This is a genomic window from Aurantiacibacter odishensis (assembly GCF_003605195.1).
Lineage (GTDB): Bacteria > Pseudomonadota > Alphaproteobacteria > Sphingomonadales > Sphingomonadaceae > Alteraurantiacibacter > Alteraurantiacibacter odishensis.
In genome coordinates, this window is sequence record NZ_QYOS01000025.1 from 631,039 (window position 1) to 653,604 (window position 22,566).

The 22,566-nt window shown below is 61.2% G+C and carries 21 protein-coding genes and 1 tRNA gene; 10 read left to right on the forward strand and 12 right to left on the reverse strand.

Annotation, left to right across the window (positions count from 1 at the left end; translation table 11 throughout):
• Positions 1-11: 11 nt before the first annotated feature.
• Entirely contained in the window at positions 12-668 is a 657-nt protein-coding gene (locus tag D4Q51_RS14995; RefSeq protein WP_120078617.1) for a squalene/phytoene synthase family protein, read from the reverse strand.
• A gap of 184 nt (positions 669-852) precedes the next feature.
• On the opposite strand from D4Q51_RS14995, the gene D4Q51_RS15000 reads away from it, so the two are divergent.
• The 6 genes from D4Q51_RS15000 to D4Q51_RS15025 all read left to right on the forward strand — a co-directional run bounded on the left by D4Q51_RS15000 (position 853) and on the right by D4Q51_RS15025 (position 6,683).
• Positions 853-2,445 (forward strand): TadE/TadG family type IV pilus assembly protein, encoded by a 1,593-nt coding sequence (locus tag D4Q51_RS15000; RefSeq protein WP_120078618.1) that lies wholly within the window; start codon positions 853-855, stop codon positions 2,443-2,445.
• Positions 2,442-2,912, forward strand: coding sequence for a TadE/TadG family type IV pilus assembly protein (locus tag D4Q51_RS15005; RefSeq protein ID WP_120078619.1), 471 nt, complete (start codon positions 2,442-2,444; stop codon positions 2,910-2,912). The genes D4Q51_RS15000 and D4Q51_RS15005 overlap by 4 nt, the downstream gene beginning before the upstream one ends.
• Positions 2,913-2,918: 6 nt before the next feature.
• On the forward strand, positions 2,919-3,362 hold the full coding sequence (locus D4Q51_RS15010) for a TadE/TadG family type IV pilus assembly protein (RefSeq protein WP_120078620.1): 444 nt from the start codon (positions 2,919-2,921) through the stop codon (positions 3,360-3,362).
• 101 nt (positions 3,363-3,463) lie between these two features.
• Positions 3,464-5,398, forward strand: a complete 1,935-nt coding sequence (locus D4Q51_RS15015) for a Tad domain-containing protein (RefSeq protein WP_162925353.1) — start codon at positions 3,464-3,466, stop codon at positions 5,396-5,398.
• A complete protein-coding gene (locus D4Q51_RS15020; RefSeq protein ID WP_162925354.1) occupies positions 5,398-5,994 on the forward strand; it encodes a TadE/TadG family type IV pilus assembly protein in 597 nt (198 codons plus the stop codon). Before D4Q51_RS15015 ends, D4Q51_RS15020 begins: the two co-directional genes overlap by 1 nt.
• Positions 5,991-6,683 carry a TadE/TadG family type IV pilus assembly protein gene (locus D4Q51_RS15025; protein WP_120078623.1) on the forward strand — a complete coding sequence of 231 codons (693 nt, stop codon included), beginning with the start codon at positions 5,991-5,993 and terminating at the stop codon, positions 6,681-6,683. Before D4Q51_RS15020 ends, D4Q51_RS15025 begins: the two co-directional genes overlap by 4 nt.
• A gap of 41 nt (positions 6,684-6,724) precedes the next feature.
• Here the strand turns inward: D4Q51_RS15025 and D4Q51_RS15030 are convergent, their stop codons facing one another.
• The 3 genes from D4Q51_RS15030 to D4Q51_RS15040 form a co-directional block, all read right to left on the reverse strand.
• Positions 6,725-8,122, reverse strand: a complete 1,398-nt coding sequence (locus D4Q51_RS15030; RefSeq protein ID WP_120078624.1) for a pyruvate dehydrogenase complex E1 component subunit beta — start codon at positions 8,120-8,122, stop codon at positions 6,725-6,727.
• Between the two features lie 3 nt (positions 8,123-8,125).
• Positions 8,126-9,202, reverse strand: coding sequence for a pyruvate dehydrogenase (acetyl-transferring) E1 component subunit alpha (gene pdhA, locus D4Q51_RS15035; protein WP_120078625.1), 1,077 nt, complete (start codon positions 9,200-9,202; stop codon positions 8,126-8,128).
• Positions 9,203-9,357: 155 nt separating this feature from the next.
• On the reverse strand, positions 9,358-9,678 hold the full coding sequence (locus D4Q51_RS15040) for an FtsB family cell division protein (protein ID WP_120078626.1): 321 nt from the start codon (positions 9,676-9,678) through the stop codon (positions 9,358-9,360).
• Positions 9,679-9,798: 120 nt separating this feature from the next.
• Between D4Q51_RS15040 and hppD the strand changes: the two genes are divergently transcribed.
• The gene (gene hppD / locus D4Q51_RS15045; protein WP_120078627.1) at positions 9,799-10,908 is read left to right on the forward strand and encodes a 4-hydroxyphenylpyruvate dioxygenase; all 1,110 of its coding nucleotides are present in this window, start codon (positions 9,799-9,801) and stop codon (positions 10,906-10,908) included.
• A 116-nt stretch (positions 10,909-11,024) separates the two neighbouring features.
• Complete coding sequence (locus D4Q51_RS15050; RefSeq protein ID WP_120078628.1) at positions 11,025-11,570, forward strand: hypothetical protein; 546 nt, start codon at positions 11,025-11,027, stop codon at positions 11,568-11,570.
• Between the two features lie 46 nt (positions 11,571-11,616).
• Here the strand turns inward: D4Q51_RS15050 and D4Q51_RS15055 are convergent, their stop codons facing one another.
• Positions 11,617-12,933, reverse strand: a complete 1,317-nt coding sequence (locus D4Q51_RS15055; protein ID WP_120078629.1) for a MarR family transcriptional regulator — start codon at positions 12,931-12,933, stop codon at positions 11,617-11,619.
• 660 nt (positions 12,934-13,593) lie between these two features.
• Here D4Q51_RS15055 and D4Q51_RS15060 point away from each other — a divergent pair.
• Complete coding sequence (locus D4Q51_RS15060) at positions 13,594-16,755, forward strand: TonB-dependent receptor domain-containing protein (RefSeq protein ID WP_240624790.1); 3,162 nt, start codon at positions 13,594-13,596, stop codon at positions 16,753-16,755.
• A 124-nt stretch (positions 16,756-16,879) separates the two neighbouring features.
• Here the strand turns inward: D4Q51_RS15060 and D4Q51_RS15065 are convergent.
• The 4 genes from D4Q51_RS15065 to grxC all read right to left on the reverse strand — a co-directional run bounded on the left by D4Q51_RS15065 (position 16,880) and on the right by grxC (position 18,574).
• Positions 16,880-16,956: transfer RNA gene (locus tag D4Q51_RS15065), tRNA-Arg, on the reverse strand.
• 38 nt (positions 16,957-16,994) lie between these two features.
• Positions 16,995-17,477, reverse strand: a complete 483-nt coding sequence (locus D4Q51_RS15070; protein WP_120078631.1) for a DUF1178 family protein — start codon at positions 17,475-17,477, stop codon at positions 16,995-16,997.
• A complete protein-coding gene (locus D4Q51_RS15075) occupies positions 17,474-18,301 on the reverse strand; it encodes a carbon-nitrogen hydrolase family protein (protein WP_120078632.1) in 828 nt (275 codons plus the stop codon). Before D4Q51_RS15075 ends, D4Q51_RS15070 begins: the two co-directional genes overlap by 4 nt.
• Before the next feature lie 9 nt (positions 18,302-18,310).
• Positions 18,311-18,574, reverse strand: coding sequence for a glutaredoxin 3 (gene grxC / locus D4Q51_RS16000; protein ID WP_276309497.1), 264 nt, complete (start codon positions 18,572-18,574; stop codon positions 18,311-18,313).
• Between the two features lie 130 nt (positions 18,575-18,704).
• On the opposite strand from grxC, the gene D4Q51_RS15085 reads away from it, so the two are divergent.
• Positions 18,705-19,178, forward strand: coding sequence for an Hsp20 family protein (locus tag D4Q51_RS15085; protein ID WP_120078634.1), 474 nt, complete (start codon positions 18,705-18,707; stop codon positions 19,176-19,178).
• Between the two features lie 347 nt (positions 19,179-19,525).
• Here the strand turns inward: D4Q51_RS15085 and D4Q51_RS15090 are convergent, their stop codons facing one another.
• The 3 genes from D4Q51_RS15090 to tpiA form a co-directional block, all read right to left on the reverse strand.
• Positions 19,526-21,166 (reverse strand): CTP synthase, encoded by a 1,641-nt coding sequence (locus tag D4Q51_RS15090; RefSeq protein ID WP_120078635.1) that lies wholly within the window; start codon positions 21,164-21,166, stop codon positions 19,526-19,528.
• Positions 21,167-21,256: 90 nt separating this feature from the next.
• Positions 21,257-21,616: a preprotein translocase subunit SecG gene (gene secG, locus D4Q51_RS15095; RefSeq protein ID WP_120078636.1), complete on the reverse strand. Its 360-nt coding sequence runs from the start codon at positions 21,614-21,616 to the stop codon at positions 21,257-21,259.
• A 99-nt stretch (positions 21,617-21,715) separates the two neighbouring features.
• Positions 21,716-22,483, reverse strand: coding sequence for a triose-phosphate isomerase (gene tpiA / locus D4Q51_RS15100; RefSeq protein WP_120078637.1), 768 nt, complete (start codon positions 22,481-22,483; stop codon positions 21,716-21,718).
• Between the last annotated feature and the right edge of the window lie 83 nt (positions 22,484-22,566).

The window sequence follows — 22,566 nt, forward strand, 5'->3', positions numbered from 1 at the left end:
GGGGGCTTACGCTACATGCCAAGCAGGCCTGCACGCAAGGCCGTTGCCATCGCCCCTGCCCCGTCGAGCAATTCGCCCGAGCCGAGACGGTGTGCCCTGAGAGAAAGGCTGTGCAACACCGCGAGCGAGCGCACTTCCTTTGGCAGGCGCGGGCGCGGGCCGCCCGATGCCGCCGCGGCTTCGCGCGCCATGGCCGCTTCAGCCTCGCTATCGAGATGCATCGCCAGATCCAGCAGCGCCCATTCCCGCCCGGCCTTCTCGACCGGCGCATCGGGCTGGCCTCGCCCGGATGCATCGTTGACGGCTGCCCAGCCGAGCGCCCGGCCACGTGCGAAGGTGGACAGTTCGGGGCGACCAAGCGTTTCTGACAGGAGCATCTCCCACCCGTCGACTAGTGGCACGAGCCGCGCCGCCTCGATGCCGCAACCGCGCAACAGCGCAAGCAACGGCTCGCCAATCGGCCAGTCGGACGGAGCCTGCTCCAGCCGCTCCCGCCACCAGGCGAGCTTCATCTGCGCGATCACAGGTTCTCCGCCGTTGCGGATAATCCCTGCCAGGCGTGTGTCGAGCGCGAGCAAGGCCAGCGTGGCGGACTTCGTCCTTTGCGGCGCATACGACAGAGCGAGGCGCTGAGGCAGAGGCAGGGTTTCGACAAGATCGGAGGACATGCGCGAACAGCCTTCACCTTAAAATCCGGCCCAAGTCAAAGATTGTCGGTCCGCACGCCCAAGGATCGTTCCGGGATCGCGCAGACCCTGGCAAACGGCTTGTTAACTCCCCTTGGTTACACCCGCGAAACCACAGCCTCGGTATACTGCGTGGTCAGGTGGTAACAATAACAGGTGCACCGAAATGATCCGCAAGCTTATCCGCAATACACTGGGCGACCTTGCGCAATGTCGCAGCGGTAATGCCACGCTTCTGGTTGCCTTGGGAATGCCCGTGCTGATCGGCGGCGCGGGCCTGGGTGTCGATGTGACGCAGTGGTACATGTGGAAACGCGAATTGCAGTTCGCCGTCGATCAGGCGGCGGTCGCCGGTGCCTGGGCCGCGGCGGAAGAGGAAACTGAGGGCACGTACCAGCTTCGTGCGCTGCAGGAGTTCGAAGCCAACCTCTCTGCAACCGATGATTTCAACACCGCCCCGGATATTCGTCTGGCAGACTTTGCCGGCGGTACGGACAATTCCGTTGCCGTGTCCGCCACGGCATCCAAGGAACTTCCCTTCTCCAGCTTCCTTACCGGCGATGCGGCAGAGGTCTATGCCTATGCGCAGGCCAGTTTCGAGGAAGGCGTGACCTTCACCAGCTGCCTGATCGCGACCGACGAGGACGACGAAGGCGCCGTGACCATCGGCGGTAACGCCGTGCTGACCGCCAGCTGCGGCATGGCAGCACTGTCCACCGACGATCTTTCGATCAAGGTGAACGGCAATCCGGAAATCGAAGCGGGGTGGATTCTCTCGGCCGGCGGTGTCGACCAGTGGCTGAAGGACAATACCGACGACGTCATCATGGAGTACATGAGCGGACTCTACGATCCCTTCGCCGAACTGTCTCCGCCCAACCCCAGAGAATCGCAGACCCCGCGCACATACAGCTGCTCCGCTGAGAGTGACACGACCTATGCCGACGAAACCGTGAGGATTCAGCGCACTTACAGCTATTATGAAGGCCCCAATCATAACAGCATGGTTCCATGGGATAATCCTAATCCGAAAGAAGATTCGGACATCACCACGACGCAGAGGCAAATTATCGTGCCGAATGGCACCGTCGAAGGGACTACTGTAACGCCAGATAACGGGGCCAACGATGTCGGCCAGGGTGCAAATAAAAAGCACGAGCATTGGACCGGTAGCCGCACCGTCACCTATTCGAACGTCCGTATTATCGAAGGGGGCGAGGCGGGTAACGTCCGTCCGGGCACCTACAGCGACATTCAGATCGGCTGCAATACGGCTTTCGCTCCCGGCGTTTACAACATCGTTGGCGGGCAGTTGCAAATCAACGGGCAGCACGAAGTCAGCGGCGCGGGCGTCATGTTCGTTCTCTATGAAGGGGCCTCCATCGTCATCAACGGCGGTGCGGACGTGAACCTGACGGCGATGACAGCCGCCGACCTGATGGCCATCGGCGTGTCTCCTGAAGAAGCCAACGAGCTTGCAGGGATGCTGGTGTTCGAGGATCGCGACGGTCCGGGCGCAGGCAATAATGGCCAACGCATCAACGGCAACGCCAATACGATCCTGAACGGCACGCTTTATTTCCCGAACAGCGAGGTCTTCTTCGCTGGGACAGCGGGCGTGACCAGCCAGTGCCTGATGATCGCAGCCAAGAACATTACCCTGACCGGTACCACCGACATGCAGACGTTCTGCCCCGGCGGTTCGAGTGAAGACACCACGGTCGTCAGCACCGCATCGAAGGTGAGGCTGGTGGCATGATGCGCCATCTCGCCTCCCACCTTCGCCGACTTTCGCGCCTGCGGGCGAACGAACGCGGATCGATGGCAATCGAGACCGCCTTCGTCGCGCCGGTCCTGCTGATTCTCGCGCTTGGCGGCTTCGAGGTCGCAACGATGGTGGCCCGGCAGACCGATCTGCAAAGCGGAGCTGCGGAGGCGGCTTCGGTCGTCCGCGCGGTGATTCCGGAGACGGCTGAAGCGCGAACCACCGTGCGCGATATCGTGGCGAACTCCACCGGGCTCACCACCGACCAGATTACCGTCACGGAAATATATCGTTGCGGCACCTCGACCGATTACGTCACCACGCCTGATACATGCGGCAGCGGTGTCGAATACAAGTTCATCCAGGTGGATCTGACCGACACCTATGCCCCGATCTGGACGAAATGGGGCGTGGGCCAGGGCTTCACCTACAATGTCAGCCGGACCGTGCAGATCGGATAGACGACCATGACCATCCGCAAGCTCCTCACCCGCATTCGCCGCAATGACAACGGCTCGGCCGCGATCGAATTCGCGCTTCTTTCCCCCGCCCTCATCCTGATGATGATCGGCGTGCTGCAGGTGGGTGTGGCGATGCAGAACTATAACGCTCTGCGCGGCCTATCTGCCGACGTGGCGCGCTATGCGATGGTGCAATACCAGACCGGCAACACGATCTCGAATTCGCAGATCGAAACCTGGGCGGAAAACCACGCGCTCGGCGCACCATACCTGCTTCACCAGGACAGGGTGAATGCCATCGTTACCACTCCCGGCACCCAGCGCGTTGCCGGAGCAACCGAAATCCAGCTCGTCATCTCCTACCAGATGGACAGCTTCCTCGGCTTTGCCGGGATCGAATTCCCGTTCATCACTTACACCCGGCCCATCTTCCTTCTCGACGAAGACTGATACGGCGGCCGCGCAATGCCGCCTATCCTACTCGAATAAATCAATTTCTTAACCGCTTTTCTCAACAATGACATCAGTCACGATAGCTACTTGCGGTGGCCGTGACCGAACCTCTCATATCCCGCTGCGCCGGCGGCACTTGCCTGGGTCGCCGGATCGCACGCGATACCTCTGGTAATGTGACGGCCATGATGGCCGCAGCCCTCCTCCCGCTGCTGGCCTTGATCGGCAGCGGCGTGGACATGGGGCGCGGTTATCTTAGCCAGGTACAATTGCAGCAGGCCTGCGATGCGGGCGTGCTGGCGGCCAGGCAACGCCTTGGCGCATCGGTGGTTCTCGATGGCGAAGTGCCGGACGACGTGGGCAGTACGGGCCAGCGGTTCTTCAACATAAACTTTCGCGATGGTGTCTACGGCACCAGCAATCGGCAGTTCGAGATGACGCTGGAAAGCGATTACGCCATTTCCGGCGTCGCCTCAGTGGATATCCCCACAACCCTGATGCGGATTTTCGGCGAAAACAGTCTCGATGTCTCGGTGAAATGCGAGGCGATCCTGAACTTCAGCAACCTCGACGTGATGATGGTGATCGATACCACAGGCTCCATGCGTCATACCAACGCTGGCGACACCCTCTCGCGGCTGGAGACGCTGAAGCAGACCATTCGCGACTTCTACACGACGGTGGAAGCCGGCAAAGCGCCCAACACGGAAATCCGCTATGGCTTCGTGCCTTACGCCACCAATGTGAATGTCGGACACTTGCTGGAAGACGACTGGGTCGTCGACGACTGGCACTATCAGGGCCGCATCGACACCGACATCAGGGTGCCGAACAGCGAAGTGGCGCGCACATTCAACCGTAACTGGAACTACGTATCCGGTTCACGCAGCAACTGGGTCGAACTGTCGACTTACGCCGCGACATGGAATGCGTCGGCAAGCGCGGATCAGTCCGGCTGGTGGAGCTGCACTGGCTCGCAGCCCGCAAACTCCTGGACCTACACCGACACCGAAAACGGCTCGAGCTTTACGCAGGCGCAAGCCGAACCGGCCGCCGTTCTTCTCATCCAGCCCATGCAGCGCGTGCAAAACGGCACCCGCTACCAGACCTGGCGAAGCGGCAGCACCTGCCGCGTCATGAAAAGCACGGATACGAACTACGTGCAGACGTACGAGCGCGTGCGCGAAGTGCCCAGTTTCGACCGCGCTGTGTGGGAATACGACGAGGTAACGCTGGACGTCAGCAACTGGCGCACCGAAGTCGGCGGCTGCATCGAGGAGCGCGACACCTACCAGATCACCGATTTCGACAACGTTGATTTCACCCGCGCGCTCGATCTCGACATCGATCTCGTCCCCTCTTCAGGCGACCCTTCGACCCAATGGCGCCCGCGTTATCCGGCGGAGATTTACGTCCGTCGTATCGAGAACAACGGCAATGGATCCTTCGATACACGCAAGCACCGCACCACGAATGAGTATGTGGACAGCGGCACCTGGTGGTTTTCCGATTGCCCGGCCGCCGCGAAGAAACTGTCCGTGATGGATGGCGACGAGCTGGATGCCTATCTCGCCACGCTCGCGCCCTACGGGGCAACCTACCACGACATCGGCATGATCTGGGGCGGTCGCCTGCTTTCACCTACGGGCCTTTTCGCATCCGAAAATGCCGATACTCCTTCTCACGAACGCGCGCGTCACATGATCTGGCTGACCGACGGACAGACCGAGCCCTACGACCTCGCCTACGGTGCCTATGGCATCGACGGGCTGGATCAGCGCCGCTGGGATCCGGCCACGCAGGACATCAATCCCTTGTCGGCCGTGGTCGAAAACCGGTTCGCCGTCGCCTGTCAGCAGGTGAAGAACCGCAACATTACCGTTTGGGTGGTGGCGTTCGGCACCGGGCTGACCGATTTGATGACCGAATGTGCAGGCCCAGGCCGTTCCTTTCAGGCATCCAATGCGGAGCAGCTGAACGACGCTTTCGAGGCCATCGCCCGCGCCATGAGCGAACTGAGGATCACCAACTGATGCGCGCCATGCTCCATAGCCTCGCCCGCGACGAGCAGGCCGTTACGGTGGCGGAATTCGCCCTCATCGCCCCTGCCCTGATCCTCACGATCATGGGTCTTTTTGACCTTACCTACAACCTGTACGCCGACACGATGATCGAAGGTGCGGTGCAGAATGCTGCGCGCGATGCGTCCATCGAGAAATTTGCGAACAACCCCGCCGCGCTCGACACCGCCGTTCGTGAAGCGGTGAAAGGTGTGGTGCCTAGCGCCACCGTGACTTTCACCCGCAGCGCCTACACGGATTACAGCGATGTGGGACAGGCGGAGGATTTCACGGACACCAACCATGATGGCATCTGCAACAACAATGAATCGTTCGAGGATGTGAACGGCAACGGTGTTTGGGATGCAGACCGTGCGCTCGCTGCCACCAGCGGCGCGCGCGACGCCGTGGTTTACGATGTGACCGCGGCTTACGATCGCATGTTCCCCGTACCGGGCGTGGTCAATCTCGATCCGCAAGTGACGGTTACCGCACGCACGATCCTGCGCAACCAGCCCTTCAACCTGCAACAAGTCAACGAAGCGACGCTTGGGAGTTGCCCCGCATGATGCTGCGTCTCCTCTCCCGCCTGCGTCGCAATACCGCCGGCGTTGCGATGACCGAATTCGCGCTGACCTTTCCCTTCATCCTCGGCGTTGGCCTGATGGGTGCGGAAGTCGCCAACCGCGTTCTCGTGCAGATGAAAGTGACACAACTCGCCAACCTGATCGCCGACAACGCATCGCGCATCGGGGACCAGTCTATGATCGAGGACCGCAAGATCTACGAGGGCGACATCAACGACCTGTTCTTCGGGGCGGAGTTGCAGGGAGGGCAGAGCATCGACCTCTTCACCCATGGTCGCGTCATCCTGAGCAGCCTGGAGGTGGTGCCCGGCTCCGACAATCAGCAATTCATCAACTGGCAGCGCTGCGTGGGCCTAAAGAACCACGCGAGCTCCTACGGCGTGGAAGGCGACGGGGAGAGCGCCGACACCTTCCCCGGCATGGGTCCGGTGGGCGAAGAGGTCATCGCGTTTGAGGACGAGGCGGTGATGTTCGTCGAGATCAGCTACGACTACCAGTCACTGGTTGGCGAACCCTTTACCTTCGATGACGGCGAGGTCCGTGCGATCGCGAGCTACACGGTTCGGGCAGACCGAGACCTGTCCGGGATCCAGGAGCGCAACCCCGGCGATCCCGATCCGGTCGCCCGCTGCGACATCTTCGAGGATATCGGCTACATCACGGCTGACTGACGTGGGGGACGTCGCCCCCGCGCCCTATCAGTCCGCGCCAATCAGTCTGCGTAGGTCACCTTGCGGCAGGCCGCGACGACGCGGTCCTTGTCGATCAGCGCCAGCTTTTCCAGGTTTGCCGCATAGGGAAGCGGAACGTCCTCGTTGCACACGCGAAGCACGGGCGCATCGAGGTGGTCGAACCCTTCTTCCATGCACACCGCGATCACTTCTGATGCGATCGAGCAGGTGGGCCAGCCTTCCTCTGCAATCACCACGCGGTTGGTCTTCGCCAGGCTCTTGAGGATGGTCTCGGTGTCGAGCGGGCGCAGCGTGCGCAGGTCGATAACCTCGGCATCGATGCCCTGCTCTGCCAGTTCCTCGGCAGCTTCCAGCGCCACGCCGACGGCGATGGAGTAGGACACGATGGTGACATCGCTGCCCTCGCGCATGATCCGCGCCTTGCCGATGGGCAGGACGTGATCGTCAAGCTGGGCAACCTCGAAGCTCTGGCCGTAGACCAGTTCATTCTCGAGGAAGACGACCGGATCATCGCTGCGGATAGCCGATTTGAGCAGGCCCTTGGCGTCCTGCGCATCGTAGGGAGCGATCACGATCAGGCCGGGCACGCTGGCATACCACGGGCCGTAGTTCTGGCTGTGCTGCGCGCCCACGCGGCTTGCCGCGCCGTTGGGGCCACGGAACACCACTGGGCAGCGCATCTGGCCGCCGGACATGTAATTCGTCTTGGCGGCAGAATTGATGATGTGATCAATCGCCTGCATGGCGAAGTTGAACGTCATGAATTCCACCACCGGGCGCAGGCCGCCCATAGCGGCGCCCGTGCCGATGCCCGCAAAGCCGTATTCGGTGATCGGCGTATCGATCACGCGCTTGGGCCCGAACTCGTCGAGCAACCCCTGCGTCACCTTGTAGGCGCCCTGGTACTCGGCCACTTCTTCGCCCATCACGAACACGCGTTCGTCGAGGCGCATTTCCTCCGCCATGGCATCGCGCAGCGCTTCACGAACGGTCAGCTTCACCATGTTGGTGCCTTCGGGCACTTCGGGATCGTCGGCACGCGGCTTCGATGCGGGCTTGTCGATATCGAGGGGATTGCCCTCGCGGCCCACGTCCTTGCCCTCGCCCTCGACGTCCTTCACTTCGTCATCGGACGATGCTGTGGGTGCGGGAGCTTCGATATCCGAGACATCCTCGCCCTCGCCCGCCAGGATGGCGATAACGGTGCCAACTTTCACCTCTTCGGTGCCTTCGGCGACGAGGATTTTGCCAACGGTACCCTCATCGATGGATTCGAACTCCATCGTGGCCTTGTCGGTCTCGATCTCGGCGAGAACATCGCCAGCGGAAACGGTGTCGCCCTCTTTCACCAGCCACTTGGCCAGCGTGCCTTCTTCCATGGTGGGCGAGAGGGCGGGCATTTTCAGTTCGATCGCCATGGCTCAGTACTCCCCCACCAGAACATCGGTGTAGAGTTCACCGGGTTCCGGCTCCGGCGAGCTTTCGGCAAAGTCTGCGGCTTCGGCCACGGTGGCACGGATGCCCTTGTCGATTTCCTTCAACTTGTCCTCGTCGATGCCCGCCGCGGCGAGTTCCTTCTTGATCCGTTCGATCGGGTCGTTCTTCTCGCGCTGGTCCTGCACTTCCTCACGCGTGCGATACTTCGCCGGATCGGACATGGAGTGACCGCGATAACGGTAGGTGTTGCATTCCATCAGCACCGGGCCGTTGCCGTCGCGCACGTGCTTGAAGGCGATTTCGGCTGCCTGGCGCACTTCCAGAACGTCCATGCCGTTCACGTCCATGCCGGGAATGCGGAACGCGGTGCCGCGGCGGTAGAACTCGGTTTCCGCGCTGGAACGCTTTACCGCGGTGCCCATGGCGTACTGGTTGTTCTCCACCACGAAGACGATTGGCAGGTTCCACAGCGCGGCCATGTTCATGGTCTCGTAGACCTGACCCTGATTCGCCGCACCGTCACCGAAATAGGCGAGGCACAGGCCGCCGTCCTCGTTGTACTGGTGGGCAAACGCGAGACCGCCGCCAAGCGAAACCTGCGCGCCGACGATGCCGTGACCGCCGTAGAACTTATGCTCGGTGCTGAACATGTGCATCGAGCCGCCCTTGCCCTTGGAAATACCGGCGGCGCGGCCCGTCAGTTCGGCCATGATGACCTTGGGATCGATGCCGTAGGCAAGCATGTGACCATGATCGCGATAGCCGGTGATCACGCTGTCGCGGTCGTTATCGAGCGCGCTCTGCAGGCCGATGGCAACGGCTTCCTGGCCGATGTAAAGATGGCAGAAGCCGCCGATCAGGCCGAGGCCGTAAAGCTGCCCGGCCTTCTCCTCGAATCGGCGGATGAGCAGCATCTGCTCGTAGAAATGCATCAGCTGGTCTTCGCTGGGCTTGAAGCGTTTTTCCTTCTCCAGGGCTTCCTGCAGGGAGCGCAGGGCGAAATCATCGTCGCCGGCAGGCTGCGCGTTCTTTTCGGCTTTGGAGTCGGAGGCTTTGGCCAAGATGCAATCCCCTAATGTCGCTGCAGCGTCGCAGCGCTGGTGTGTTTTCGCGACCGCCTATAGTCACCCATGCGACGCGCTGGCAACGCCGCACTTTCCTCATTTACCAATGTGGTGAAAATGGATTGTTCGCGGTGCCAATCCGAAGCGAGCGGTCAGTCGATCGGTTCCAGTTCGACGACGTATTCGTCGGGATGCGCAACACCCAGGTTGCCGCGCACGAGTTCCGAGGCAAAATCGGGGTCGACGTTCTCGGGATCGAGCAGTTCGACGCGGTTCTCCAACTCGGCCTTGCGCTCCTGCAAGGCGGCGATCCGCTGCTCATGTTCGCTCAGGCGGGCTGCCTGCTCGCCCCATGCCAGCACTCCGGAAGGACCGATCAGGGCCAGACCGCCGATCAGCATCAGCACCAGCAGCGCGATCGCATTCACGATCCGCTCCCTGACCATTTCCTTGCGATGCACCAACCCGTTCATGGGAACACCTTGAATCACAAACAGTCCGCCGATTCAAGCGGCATTCGCCGGGACCTGCGGAAAGTCGGTCGGATTGGTAGCCTGTTGCACCAGAAGCCAAAAAAGGTTACAAGTGAAACCATGAATGATCTTTTCGAAAATCCAATCGGCCTCGACGGCTTCGAGTTCGTTGAATTCTGCGCACCGGACAAAGGTGTGATCGAGCCTGTCTTCGAAGCCATGGGCTTCAAGCACGTGGCATCGCACCGGTCGAAGGATGTGCAGCTTTGGCGCCAGGGCCAGATCAACCTGATCCTCAATTACGAGCCGCGCAGTGCCGCCTGGTTCTTCGCCCGCGAACATGGCCCGTCCGCCTGCGGCATGGGCTTCCGCGTCAAGGATGCGGCCAAGGCCTACAAGGAATTGCTCGAGCGCGGTGCAGAACCGGTCCAGGTCGAAACCGGCCCGATGGAACTGCACATCCCTGCCATCCGCGGGATCGGCGGCGCGATCGTCTACCTGATTGACCGCTACCACGATGAAGATGGCAAGGGTCTTTCCATCTACGACATCGATTTTGAGTATCTTGATGGTGTCGAAAAGCATCCGGAAGGCGCCGGTTTCAACGTGATCGATCACCTGACCCATAATGTCTACGGTGGCCGCATGAAGTACTGGGCGGACTATTACGAGACGCTCTTCAACTTCCGCGAAATCCGCTTTTTCGACATCAAGGGCGAATATACCGGCCTCACCTCCAAGGCACTCACCGCGCCCGACGGCAAGATCCGCATCCCACTCAACGAAGAGGGCGAAGGCGGCAAGGGCCAGATCGAGGAGTTCCTGCGCGAGTTCAACGGCGAGGGCATCCAGCACATCGCCCTCATCTGCGACGACCTCGTCGCCGCGTGGGACAAACTGAAGGAATTCGGCGTGCCGTTCATGACGGCCCCGCCAGAGACCTATTACGAGATGCTGCCCGACCGCCTTCCCGATCACGGCGAAGACGTAGAAGCGCTAAAGGCGCGCGGCATCCTGCTGGACGGCACGACCGAGGGCGGTTCCCCTCGCCTGCTGTTGCAGATCTTTGCCGAGGCGCAGGTGGGCCCGGTGTTCTTCGAATTCATCCAGCGCAAGGGCGACGAGGGGTTTGGCGAGGGCAATTTCAAGGCCTTGTTTGAAAGCATCGAGCGCGACCAGATCAAGCGAGGGGTGCTGGACACCAAGGACGCCAAGACCGTCGACGCCTGATTGCGGGAACACCAGTGCAAAAAGCTTGCGGCGCGCCAACGATGCACCGCAAGCCCCTTGCACCTGAAGCCCTTCCGCGCCATCACGCTGGCTGACGAGAGGAGTTTCCCTGTACCATGACCGCGTTTCGCGCCCTTGCTGTTTCTGCCGTTGCCCTTCCGCTTGCCGCTCTGGCAACACCTGCCGCCGCGCAGGTGGACGATGCCATCGTGCTCAACATCCTGCGCAATTGCGCGGAGATCGACGACCCGACCGCGCGGCTTGCCTGCTACGACAACAACATCGCCGCTGCAGGCGGACAGGCTCGCAGTTCGGTACCCGGTCAGATGGCCGCCCCAAGCGGCGGACGCGGCGCGCCTCTCGACACGCGCGGCCCTTCCGGGTTCGGTCGCGAGGATGTTCGCACACCTGATCGGTTCGAAACGCCAGCCGGAGAACTGGACCAGCTACAATCCCGCGTCAGCGCAGTGACTGAGCGTGAGCCAGGCGTATATGTCATCACTCTCGAAGACGGAGCGCAATGGCAGTTTACAGAATCTGTTTCGCGCACTTATCGCGTACCGCGTCGGGGCGACCAGGTTGAGATCGACCGCGCATCGCTCGGCAGCTTCCTGCTGACATTCGACCGCCAGGCATCGGTACGCGTTCGCCGCGTTCGGTAATACCTTCCGAGCCGCGGCGCTTTTGCCCCTACATTAGACCCACGTGTTACGGCGCGCCGTGACCCAGCTCGTCGAACGTGCGTTCGCGCTCTAGCTGTACGACGGCGTTGCGCCGAACCTTCTCGAAAGTCGCAAAGAACTTTTCCCGTTCCGGCACCGAGAGCGGGGCCATGAGGAATGCACTGCGCTGACGGCTCGCTTCCTGGATGATCTCGATCAGGCGCTGCCCCTCCTCCGTCGGAGAAAACAATCCGTGCCGCCTTCCGGGCTTGCCACTGCGTTTCACCAGTTCGCGCTCGATCAACGCCGTAACGGTTCGCCCGGCCTGGCTGTGATCACGGTCGAGGCGCGAAACGAGCGTATTCCAGTCGATCGGCGCATCCAGCGCGATCTCGTTCAGCACCCAGCTTTCAAAATTCGATAGGCTTGTCAGCCGCTTGAAGGTCAAAGCTCCACTGCGGCTGAAGTAGGCCGAAAGCGTCATCAATGGCGCCAGTATGCGGCTGCGTTCGATCACGATCGGACTTTCCGAATTCGGCTCGTAATCGGGGTCCGCCACGAACGGGTTGAGCGATTTCACATCGTTCTGGTTCAGCGCGCGCTCCTGCTCATAGAGCATCACTGCGCGGTGCAGCAGCTTCTCGATGACGGCGAAGAACAACGCGAGTTCCTCGTCTCCGATGTCGAAAGTGAGTTCGCGATTGCGCAACTCGGCGAGCCGCAGAAGCCGGTCGGCCAGCGTCGTGCCTTTGCGGGTGAGGCTTACAGGGGCGCGGATCTGGTCCCGCTCCACCATCTTGAGCTCCAGCAGACGTTTGACGGAGCGGCTGACCTGCGCCTTGTCGACGCCGACGGAGCCGGAAATATCGGCGGGAACGAGCGGCCCTTGGCTGCGCAACAGAAAAAGGATCCGCCGGTCGAGTTCGACGAGGTCGATCTCGCGTGCGTAAGAGAGTTCCGCGCTCTCGCGCACCTTGTAGAGGAGTTGCCAGAGTTCCTGCTGGATAACCGCGCTTTGCTCGCCCTCCCCCGATCGGTGGGTTTCCGCTTCGGGCGCAAGACCGTTCAGGATGATCGACAGGCGCGTTTCGAATTCGGGCGGCACCGTCTGGCCCGCGCCGGTCAGACCATCGGCGGCACGCGCGCCGTGCGCGAAAGCCTCCACGATCCGCATGGCCTCGTCGGCCATCGGGCCAAGCAACTGCTGGAGTTCTTGTGTTGCGGCCTTTTGCTCGCGCGCTTCTGTTCCGTCGGCGTAGACAGAGCGGGCGTGATCGAACAGCAACCTGCGCCATTCCGGCACCACGATCGCTGTCGCTTCCTCTCTGGCGGCCCCCGTATTCTTCTTGCGGGCTTCGTTCATTCATCCTGCCTTGTTCGTGGCTGCACCAGACCCTTAATAGCCTTGCACGGATTTGAACAGTGACACCGTCACGATGTCCCCACACCCTTCCAGAGCCGCCATAAAATTGCCGCGAAAGACCATTCCGGACTCGATCAACGATTTCGGATACTATCAAATTCAAAGGCGATGCAGCAGGGCAACACTTTGTTGCGCGCGAATCCGGAATTAGAGCAAAGGTCGGATTAAACCATTCAAACATAACGGTATTATAATTTCACAGAAATGAAAAATTGCCCCCTGTTTCTGGCCTACGCGTTTTAAAATTCCCCGCTCAATCCATCTGCCCACACCGCTTGCGATTCCCCGACTAGACACAATCAACAAGCCTGAATATGCCAGTGCTTCGGTTCAGGCTGGTTTCAGAGAAATGCCAGTCCGCCGGGGGAGGAAAATGTATGCACATTGCGCAACACAGCGCTGCGAACGGGTCTTTTCGGCTCCCGCATCTGCGCGCACATTTTCTGCACCCGCAACAATCCATCAAACACATTGAACCCGCGATTTCACGCCGGAAAGCGACACGCTCTCCGGTGCGGCCACGGGCAATCTATCGTGGGACGATGACCATCGGCAGGGTTGCAGCGTGCAAGCCTGCCTTCACTGTGAAGGGAGCACAAAGTGAAAACCTTTAATCGTGCGCAGCTATTCCGCGCTGCACTGCTGGCAGGTGGTGCCGGCACAATGGTCCTGGCCGCTCCGGCCATGGCACAGGATGCAACAGTCGGCGATGACGTGCAGGTGGGTGAGGAAGATTCCGCGCCGACCCAGCGTATCGTTGTTACCGGTTCGCGCATCGCCACGCAGGACTACAACTCCAACAGCCCGATGGTGACCGTCGACGAAGGCCTGCTCGAGCAGTCCTCCACCGCCGCTATCGAAGCCAACCTGAACAAGCTGCCGCAGTTCGTTCCGGCGCAGACCCCGACGCAGGGGCAGGACATCCAGCCCACGGCAACGAACACGCCGGGCGCTGCAACGATCTCGCTGCGCGGTATCGGCACCAACCGTAACCTCGTCCTGATCGACGGTCGCCGCGGTACGCCGGGCAACGCTTCGGGCGTGGTCGATATCTCCACCCTGCCCTCTGCAGCCATCGAGCGTATCGAAACGATTTCGGGCGGTGCATCGGCAACCTACGGTGCTGACGCCGTTGCCGGTGTGACCAACTTCATCCTCAAGAAGGATTTCGAAGGTCTCGAACTCGATGCGCAGTTCGGCATTACCGAGGAAGGCGACAACTTCGAATACCAGCTTTCTGGTATCATGGGCACCGACTTCGCCGACGGTCGCGGCAACATTTCGCTCGCGATGTCGATGAACACCCGCGAAGCCAACTTCCAGCGCGATCGCGAGTGGTACACGGACCTCTATGCCGATCCCAACATCGGCGGCGGCCAGTTCTTCATTCCGGCGCCGGGCATCAACTTCGGCTTCGGTCCGAACCAGCCCGATTTCGGTACTGTGTTCCCCGACGGTCCCAACGGCACGCCCGGTGTGAACGTCTATGTCAATCCGGCAACCGGCCAGGCCTTCACCATCGGCGCAAACGGCACGCCGTCCAACTTCGGTAACGACGCGTTCGACCTGCCGCTCGATGGACTGCCCTTCAAGCAGACGATCAACGGCGCGATCAGCTCCAACAACACCAGCCTCTATCTCATCCTGCCGCTGACGCGCTACAACGCGTTCGCCCGCGGCAACTACGAGATCAACGACTGGGTTGGCGTGTTCGGCCAGGCGCTTTTCAGCCACGTCGAGACCTTCACGCGTAACGAGCCTTCGCCGGCCGTGGGCGGCTGGACCGTCAACATCGACCCGACCGGACTCGATGATGGCGAACTGCCTGCTCAGCTGCAGACCCTGCTCGACAGTCGTCCCGATCCGGACGCGCCGTTCCAGCTCCAGTCGCTGCTGTTCGACGATCGTGAGACCTTCACCGACGTCACGACCTACAACCTCACGGCAGGTTTCGAAGGCTATATCCCCGGCACCAGCTTTGCCTGGGAGACCTTCGTCAGCCACGGCATTTCGTCGACCTATGCCAAGCAGACCGGCGTGAACTCGCTGGCCCGCTTCCAGGAAGTCCTCGGTGCGCCGAACTTCGGTCGCGGCTTCAGCCAGACCGGCAACCAGGGCCCGCCGAACTTCGGTTTCGGTGCTTCCACCGCCACCTGTACTTCGGGCCTCAACCTCTTCAACCCGCCGGCTGGTGGCTTCTCCGAGGACTGCCTCGAAGCCATCCGTGCGGACCTGAAGAACCGTTCGGAAGTGACCCAGACAATTGCCGAGGCGAACATCTCGGGCGGTCTGTTCCAGCTTCCCGCCGGTGAAGTGGGTGTCGCAGTCGGTGCCAGCTACCGCGAAGTCCAGTTCGAGTTCGATAACGATACCCTCACCACGCAGGGCCGTTCGTTCCTCGACCAGGCGCAGGGCATCTATCCGAGCGGCAACGTGGATGCGTCTTTCGACGTTCACGAGCTTTACGGCGAATTGCTCATCCCGCTCCTTTCGGATCTTCCGATGGTACAGCAGCTGAACCTGGAAATCGGTGGCCGTATTTCCGACTATTCGACGACGGGTACGAGCTACACCTACAAGATCCTGGGCGACTGGGAAGTGACCGACTGGCTGCGTATCCGCGGTGGCTACAACCGTGCAGAGCGCGCACCGAACATCGGTGAGCTGTTCCTGCAGGCCTCGCAGACCTTCGGCGGCAACTCGGTGGGCGACCCCTGTTCGCTGGCAAACCCGCTGTCGTTCTCGGCCAACCAGCCGGGCGACGCCTTCGAAGGCGGCAACGAAAACGGTGCCAAGGTAGAGGCGATCTGCCGCATCCAGATGGAAGCCAGTGGCAACCCGGATGCCGACGAGGAATACTACTCGGGTGTGCAGAGCAGCGCTACCGGCGGCTTCGCCTTCCCGACCACTGTCGGCAACCCGAACCTGGTGCCGGAAAAGGCCGACACCTGGACCGTTGGTGCAGTGTTCCAGCCGTACATCGGCGGAGCGATCTCTCGCGCTCGCCTGACGGTGGACTACTACAACATCAGCGTGGAGGATGCGATCGGTCTGCAGACTGTCGGTATCGCTCTGCGTTCCTGCTACGATCCGCTGCTGAACCCCGCGTTCGGTGGCACGCCGCAGGAAGTCGCCAACTCGCAGTTCTGTCAGCTGGTGCCGCGTAACGCGACCGGTGCTCTGGGCAACGTCCAGCGTACCTACGTGAACAATGGCGCCTTCGAACTGTCGGGTATCGACGTTGCTCTCGACCTCGCTCTCGAAGCCGGTCCGGGCACGCTCAACCTGAACGTGCTGGGCAGCTATGCGATCGACTTCAAGTCGACCTCGCTCGATGGCATCCTGGACATGGTCGACTATGTCGGCACGCTGGGAACTGGTGAGAACGGTCTGAACGGCGGTAACTACGAGTACCGCGTGTTCACGACGCTCGGCTATAACTGGGGCCCAGCTTACGTTGGCGTCCAGTGGCAGCACCTGCCGTCGATCGAAGACGCGACGGAAGCCCTGATCGGCGCTCCGACGCCGACCACCGGCTATCCGAGCTACAACCTGTTCAACCTGAACGGTTCGTACGCGGTCAACGAAACGATCAACCTGCGCTTCGGCGTCGACAACCTGTTCAACAAGCGTCCCCCGCTGGGCAACGTGAACACGGCTGCCGATCCGTCGCTGGGTCAGCTTTCGGGCGGCAGCTACAACAACCTGTATTACGACACCAACGGTCGTCGTTTCTACTTCGGTGCCAACTTCCGCTTCTAATCGCGGATAGATACCGAACAAGGAAGAGGGTCTCTCCAGTGTGGAGGGGCCCTTTTTCTTTGATGACAATCAAAGGCAGCGCGCACAAACCAAAGGGCAACACCCCTTCCGGGATGCTGCCCTTTGGTGCGCCCGACAGGATTCGAACCTGTGGCCCCCGGATTAGGAATCCGATGCTCTATCCGACTGAGCTACGGGCGCGCGAATCCTCCCCTAATGGGGCGCGGCGATACTGGCAATCAGTTCACGTCGTCAGGCGATGCGACGGGCAGAGGGAGCGGCGCCACCGGGACACCCTCGTCCAGCAATTCATTCGCTTCCTGCAAGGTCGCCTCGCCATGGATGGGCGCGTGATCACGCTCGCCGTAATGCATCGCGCGGGACTGTTCGGCAAAGTCCTTGCCTACCCAGGTGCTGTTCTGCAGAGCTTTCGCCTGCGCTTTGGCAAGCTTTTCGATGGCTTCAGCCACTTCGGGCGTCATGGGTGTGTTGGAGAGGCCGTTGCCGTCCTTCTCCGGGCCGTTGCCCTGGCGTGCGTTTACCTGCTGCTGGTTGCCCTTGCGACCCACTGCCGGCGCCATCGGCGCCTTGGTGACGTTCTCGGAGTCACACGTCGGGCAGGACACCAGTCCGCGCTCCTGCTGCGAAGCGAAATCTTCGGAGGAGCCGAACCAACCCTCAAAACGATGGCCGCGTTCACACAAAAGGTCGTAAACGATCATTGCGCCCCTGATTTAGGGATATCGCGCTTGTTGGCAAGGCTGGGCAACTGCTTGCGCACCTCTGCAATGCGACCGAGGTCGATATCGCAGACCTGAAGTCCCGCAGCCTCGCCTCCCATGTCCAGCAAGACGTCTCCCCACGGGCCGACAACGATTGAATGCCCATAGGTTTGGCGACCATCTTCATGCCTGCCAACCTGAGCCGCGCCGATCACGAAGGCGCTTGCCTCCACCGCACGCGCGCGTTGCAGGAGGTGCCAATGCGCCTTTCCGGTCGGCACGGTAAAGGCCGCCGGAATGGAGATCGCGTCGCACTTGTGCCTGCCGAGCTCTTCAAAAAGCGCGGGAAAGCGAATGTCGTAGCAGATGGTTAGGCCAAGACGTCCGACCGGGGTATCCTCGACGGTGACGACGTTTTCGCCCGGAACATAGGCAGCGGATTCGCGCCAGCTCTCCCCGGTGTCGAGTTCGACGTCGAACATATGAATCTTGTCGTACCGTGCCTCGATTTCGCCGCTCTTGTCGAACACGATCGTGCGATTTGCCCAGCGCCCGTCTTCGCGCAGAACCGGCAGGCCGAGACATGTCCAAACACCTGCCTCGCCGGCGGCCTTGGCAATCCGGTCAACCAGCACGCTTTCGCTTTCCGGCACGATATTGCGCGATGCGCGCTCCCGCTTGCGATCGAGCAGGCCGGCCATCTCCGGGGTAAAAAGCATTTCCGCCCCCTCCCCCGCAGCGCGCTTGATAGCCTCGCCGATGGTGGCGGCATTGGCATCGGGATCGATACCCGAAGTCATCTGCAGAAGAGCGATACGGGGCATGATGGCGGCTTAGAGACCGAGCATGGCGTCGAGCTTGCCTTCACGTTCCAGCGCGGCCAGATCGTCGGACCCGCCGATGGCCTTGTCACCGATGAAAATCTGCGGAACTGTCATGGCATCGGGTTTGCGATCCAGCATTTCCTGGCGCTTGGGACCGCCCAGCGTGATGTCGTATTCCTCGTAGTTCACGCCCTTCTGATCCAGCAGGCGCTTTGCGCGGTGACAGAAGCCACAGTACATCTTGGTGTAGATTTCGACCTTGGGTGTGCTCACGAAATTCCCCTGCGGAGTGGTGGTGCGCCAGTTCTTGAAAGCGTATTTGCGCCTTCCTATCTCAATCGCGCGGATGCCGAAAGCGGGTCCGCACATAGTGTCAAATTGCTCAGAAGAGGATTTGTTTCAAATGAACCGAATGGACTTTACCCCCTATCGCCGCTCCACCGTCGGGTTCGATCGCCTGTTCGACCTGCTGGAGAACAATGCACGCAACGCCGGCGACAACTATCCCCCCTTCAACATCGAGCGTCGTGACGAGGATGCCTATCGCATCACAATCGCCGTTGCAGGCTTCCGCCCGGAAGACCTCGATATCACCGCCCAGCAGAACCTGCTGACCGTGCAGGGCCGCAAGCGCGAAGAGAACGCCGAAGGTGAGATGCTGCATGTCGGCATCGCCAACCGCGGGTTCGAACGCCGCTTCGAACTGGCCGATTACGTGCGCGTGTCGGACGCCGATCTGGCGGACGGACTGTTGGTGATCGACCTTGTGCGCGAAGTGCCCGAAGCGATGAAGCCGAAGAAGATTGCGATCGGCGGCAACTCGCTGAAGGTGGTCGAGAACAAGGAAAAGGGTGACGACAAGGCTGACGCGGCCTGATCTTTAGCTAAATTCCCCTAACGGAAACAGTTGGGGGCGAGGCCCGCTAAAGCCTCGCCCCCTCGACGCATTTAGCGCCGACTCGCCTTCGGAAATGGCTGTCCGGGTCGCAAGAGACAGCCGCCCCCAAGAGGCAAGACCGAACCGACATGCGCGGATAAACCCTGTTGTCCGCGCTGGGCCGGCCTGAAACTAAACCTGGGATCGTCGTGCAAGACCTGCGACCGAGCGCACAAGAGACCCATTCCCCTTATTCAAATCGTTACGCGCTAGAGGCGCTGCGATGCAAGGTTATTCTCAAGAGTGTCAGTATCCGGCACTGAACACGCCGGGAATCGTCTTGAGCATTATACCAGGCGTGACTGCGCTAGCGCTGCTGCGATAAAGCCGCTGAACAACGGGTGCGGGTCGAACGGGCGGCTCTTCAATTCCGGGTGGAACTGCACGCCCACGAACCACGGGTGGTCCGGACGCTCGACAATTTCTGGGAGGAGGCCGTCCGGCGACATGCCCGAAAAGATCAGGCCACCGGCCTCCAGACGCTCCATGTAAGCCGAGTTGACTTCGTAACGGTGGCGATGACGTTCCGATATCGAAGTGGCTCCACCATAGATGTTGGAGACGTGGCTGTTGCCTGCAAGCTTCGCTTCGTAAGCGCCGAGCCGCATCGTCCCGCCAAGATCGGTCTCCTCGGACCGCTTTTGCAGTCCTTCCTTGCTCATCCACTCGGTGATGATGCCGACCACCGGCTCCGGCGTTTCGCCGAATTCCGTGGAGGATGCAGCCGCAATCCCGGCCGTGTTGCGTGCGCCCTCGATACACGCCATCTGCATCCCGAGGCAGATGCCAAAGAAAGGCACCTTGCGTTCACGCGCAAACCGCACAGAGGCGATCTTGCCCTCGGAACCGCGTTCGCCAAAGCCGCCCGGCACGAGAATGCCGTGCATGGGCTCTAGCGCCGCCGCGATCTCGGCATCGCCTTGTTCGAAGATCTCCGCATCGATCCACTTGATGTTGACCTTGGTGCGATTGGCCATCCCGCCATGCACCAGGGCTTCGTTCAGCGACTTGTAGGCATCGGGCAGGCCGACGTATTTGCCGACGACCCCAATCGTGACTTCGCCTTCGGGATGCTCGTAGCGATCCACCACGTCGGCCCAGCGTGTCATGTCGGGCGGGTTGGATGTGCCGAGCATGCCGAAATGCCGCAACACTTCGCTATCCAGCCCAACGCCGTGATATTGCTGCGGCACGGCGTAGATGCTGGTGGCATCGAGAGCTGGAATGACCGATTCCATGCGCACGTTGCAGAAGTTGGCAATTTTCTGACGTTCGCTGTCGGGCAGCGGGTGCTCGCAGCGGCACAACAAAACGTCGGGCTTGATGCCCAGTGATGCGAGCTCGCGGACCGAGTGCTGCGTCGGCTTGGTCTTCAGCTCGCCGGCCGCCGCAATGTAGGGCACCAGCGTGACGTGTACCGAGAGGGTCTGGTCCGGTTCGAGCTCGTTACGCAACTGGCGGATGGCCTCCATGAACGGAAGGCTCTCGATATCGCCGACAGTGCCGCCGATTTCGCACAGGATGAAATCGTGGTCGCCCTGGTCGGCAAGCGCGAATTCCTTGATCGCGTCGGTAACGTGCGGGATCACCTGGACGGTCGCGCCCAAGTAGTCGCCGCGGCGTTCCTTGGCGATGATGTCGCGGTAGACGCGGCCCGAGGTGATGTTGTCATTCTGGTGCGCTGAGACACCGGTGAAACGCTCGTAATGACCGAGGTCCAGATCGGTCTCGGCCCCGTCGTCGGTGACGTAGACCTCCCCGTGCTGGTAGGGGCTCATCGTCCCCGGATCCACGTTAAGGTAGGGGTCGAACTTACGAATGCGGACCTTGTAGCCACGCGCCTGGAGGAGGGCAGCAAGCGATGCTGCCATGAGACCTTTGCCAAGCGAGGAGACCACGCCGCCGGTGATGAAAATGTACCGCGCCATGGGAGTTGGGCCTTAAGCTCACACGCGGATTCGGCGCAAGCGATTTGGTATCAAATTCGACCGGTTCGGGCGTTTATCCCCGTGGAAGAATTATTCCGCCAGATCGGCCAGCGGATCTTCCGCGGGCGCTTCAGGTTGCGGCGCGGCGGCTTCATCCGCAGCAGTTTCACCCGGCGCCGTCGTTGTACGGTCGAGCGTGTCCTCGAAATCGCGCTGGCCCGTCACGTCCACTGCCAGAGCCGCCAGCACGATGGAAAGGCTGACGAAAAGAATGGCCGACCATTTCGTGGCGCGGGACAGGAAATCGGCCGCACCGCGAGCGGACATGAGGCCGCCGGGGCTGCCGCCGCCGCCGATGCCGAGGCCGCCGCCTTCCGAACGCTGCATCAGCACTAGGATGACGAGAGTTGCGGCGATGACCGCCTGCAGAACGGTGAAAAAGATAAACATGACGAAAGGAACGCTATTCCTGTCTGAGACTGGGTTCGAGGATCACATAGGCCTATGCGCGCTCCGCCACAAGGGCAGGTGCGCGCAAGCCTCGCGAGATCAGGATTTGTCGTCCTGGTCCTCTGCCGCTGCTGCGATGATGATACCAAGGAAGCTTTCGGCTGTCAGGCTGGCCCCGCCGACGAGTGCCCCGCCCACTTCGTCCGCAGCAAGGAGTTCGGCAGCGTTGTCCGGCTTCACCGAACCGCCGTAAAGGATGCGGATCGCTTCGCCTTCCTCGCCAAAGGTCGCCACGAGCTTCTCACGGATGTGGCGATGCATGGTGCCGATATCGTCCACGGTCGGAGTGCGACCAGTGCCGATGGCCCAGACGGGCTCGTAAGCGACTGTAATTTTCTCGGCCACCCCCTCGCCTTCGGGAAGCGAACCGGAAAGCTGGTTTGCAACGACGGCTTCGGCCTTCCCGGAATCGCGCTCCGCCTCGGTCTCGCCGACGCACACGATCACATTCATCCCGGCGGCGATGGCGGCTTCGGCCTTTTCCTTCACCAGCGCATTGGTTTCCTTGTGATCGGCACGGCGTTCCGAATGGCCGACGATCGTGAAGCCTGCGCCAGCGTCCTTCGCCATGGCGGCGGAAATGTCACCGGTGTGCGCGCCGCCATCGGCAGCGTGCACATCCTGCGCGCCGATTCCGATGAGGTTGGCTTCCTTTCGTGTTGCGTGAATCAGCGTGAACGGTGGAGCAATGGCAACTTCCACCTTCAACAGACGCTCTGCCGCGCGGTCGATCGCGCGCGCTTCGGCCAGCATGGCCCGCGTGCCGTGCATTTTCCAGTTGCCGACGATGTAGGGTCGCGTGGTCATTTCTCGTGATATTTCCGTGATATTGCTGTCAGGAGAAGGATGCCCGCAGGCTCCGTCTCGTACATGTAGAGTTGTCCGCTAGT

Coding starts and splice junctions, on each gene's coding strand:
- D4Q51_RS15000 (WP_120078618.1), top strand. CDS start 853: ATGATCCGCAAGCTTATCCGCAATACACTGGGCGACCTTGCGCAATGT.
- D4Q51_RS15055 (WP_120078629.1), bottom strand. CDS start 12,933: ATGAACGAAGCCCGCAAGAAGAATACGGGGGCCGCCAGAGAGGAAGCG.
- hppD (WP_120078627.1), top strand. CDS start 9,799: ATGAATGATCTTTTCGAAAATCCAATCGGCCTCGACGGCTTCGAGTTC.
- D4Q51_RS15010 (WP_120078620.1), top strand. CDS start 2,919: ATGACCATCCGCAAGCTCCTCACCCGCATTCGCCGCAATGACAACGGC.
- D4Q51_RS15050 (WP_120078628.1), top strand. CDS start 11,025: ATGACCGCGTTTCGCGCCCTTGCTGTTTCTGCCGTTGCCCTTCCGCTT.
- D4Q51_RS14995 (WP_120078617.1), bottom strand. CDS start 668: ATGTCCTCCGATCTTGTCGAAACCCTGCCTCTGCCTCAGCGCCTCGCT.
- D4Q51_RS15030 (WP_120078624.1), bottom strand. CDS start 8,122: ATGGCGATCGAACTGAAAATGCCCGCCCTCTCGCCCACCATGGAAGAA.
- D4Q51_RS15040 (WP_120078626.1), bottom strand. CDS start 9,678: ATGAACGGGTTGGTGCATCGCAAGGAAATGGTCAGGGAGCGGATCGTG.
- D4Q51_RS15090 (WP_120078635.1), bottom strand. CDS start 21,166: ATGGCGCGGTACATTTTCATCACCGGCGGCGTGGTCTCCTCGCTTGGC.
- tpiA (WP_120078637.1), bottom strand. CDS start 22,483: ATGACCACGCGACCCTACATCGTCGGCAACTGGAAAATGCACGGCACG.
- D4Q51_RS15085 (WP_120078634.1), top strand. CDS start 18,705: ATGAACCGAATGGACTTTACCCCCTATCGCCGCTCCACCGTCGGGTTC.
- D4Q51_RS15020 (WP_162925354.1), top strand. CDS start 5,398: ATGCGCGCCATGCTCCATAGCCTCGCCCGCGACGAGCAGGCCGTTACG.
- D4Q51_RS15025 (WP_120078623.1), top strand. CDS start 5,991: ATGATGCTGCGTCTCCTCTCCCGCCTGCGTCGCAATACCGCCGGCGTT.
- D4Q51_RS15070 (WP_120078631.1), bottom strand. CDS start 17,477: ATGATCGTTTACGACCTTTTGTGTGAACGCGGCCATCGTTTTGAGGGT.
- D4Q51_RS15075 (WP_120078632.1), bottom strand. CDS start 18,301: ATGCCCCGTATCGCTCTTCTGCAGATGACTTCGGGTATCGATCCCGAT.
- secG (WP_120078636.1), bottom strand. CDS start 21,616: ATGTTTATCTTTTTCACCGTTCTGCAGGCGGTCATCGCCGCAACTCTC.
- D4Q51_RS15005 (WP_120078619.1), top strand. CDS start 2,442: ATGATGCGCCATCTCGCCTCCCACCTTCGCCGACTTTCGCGCCTGCGG.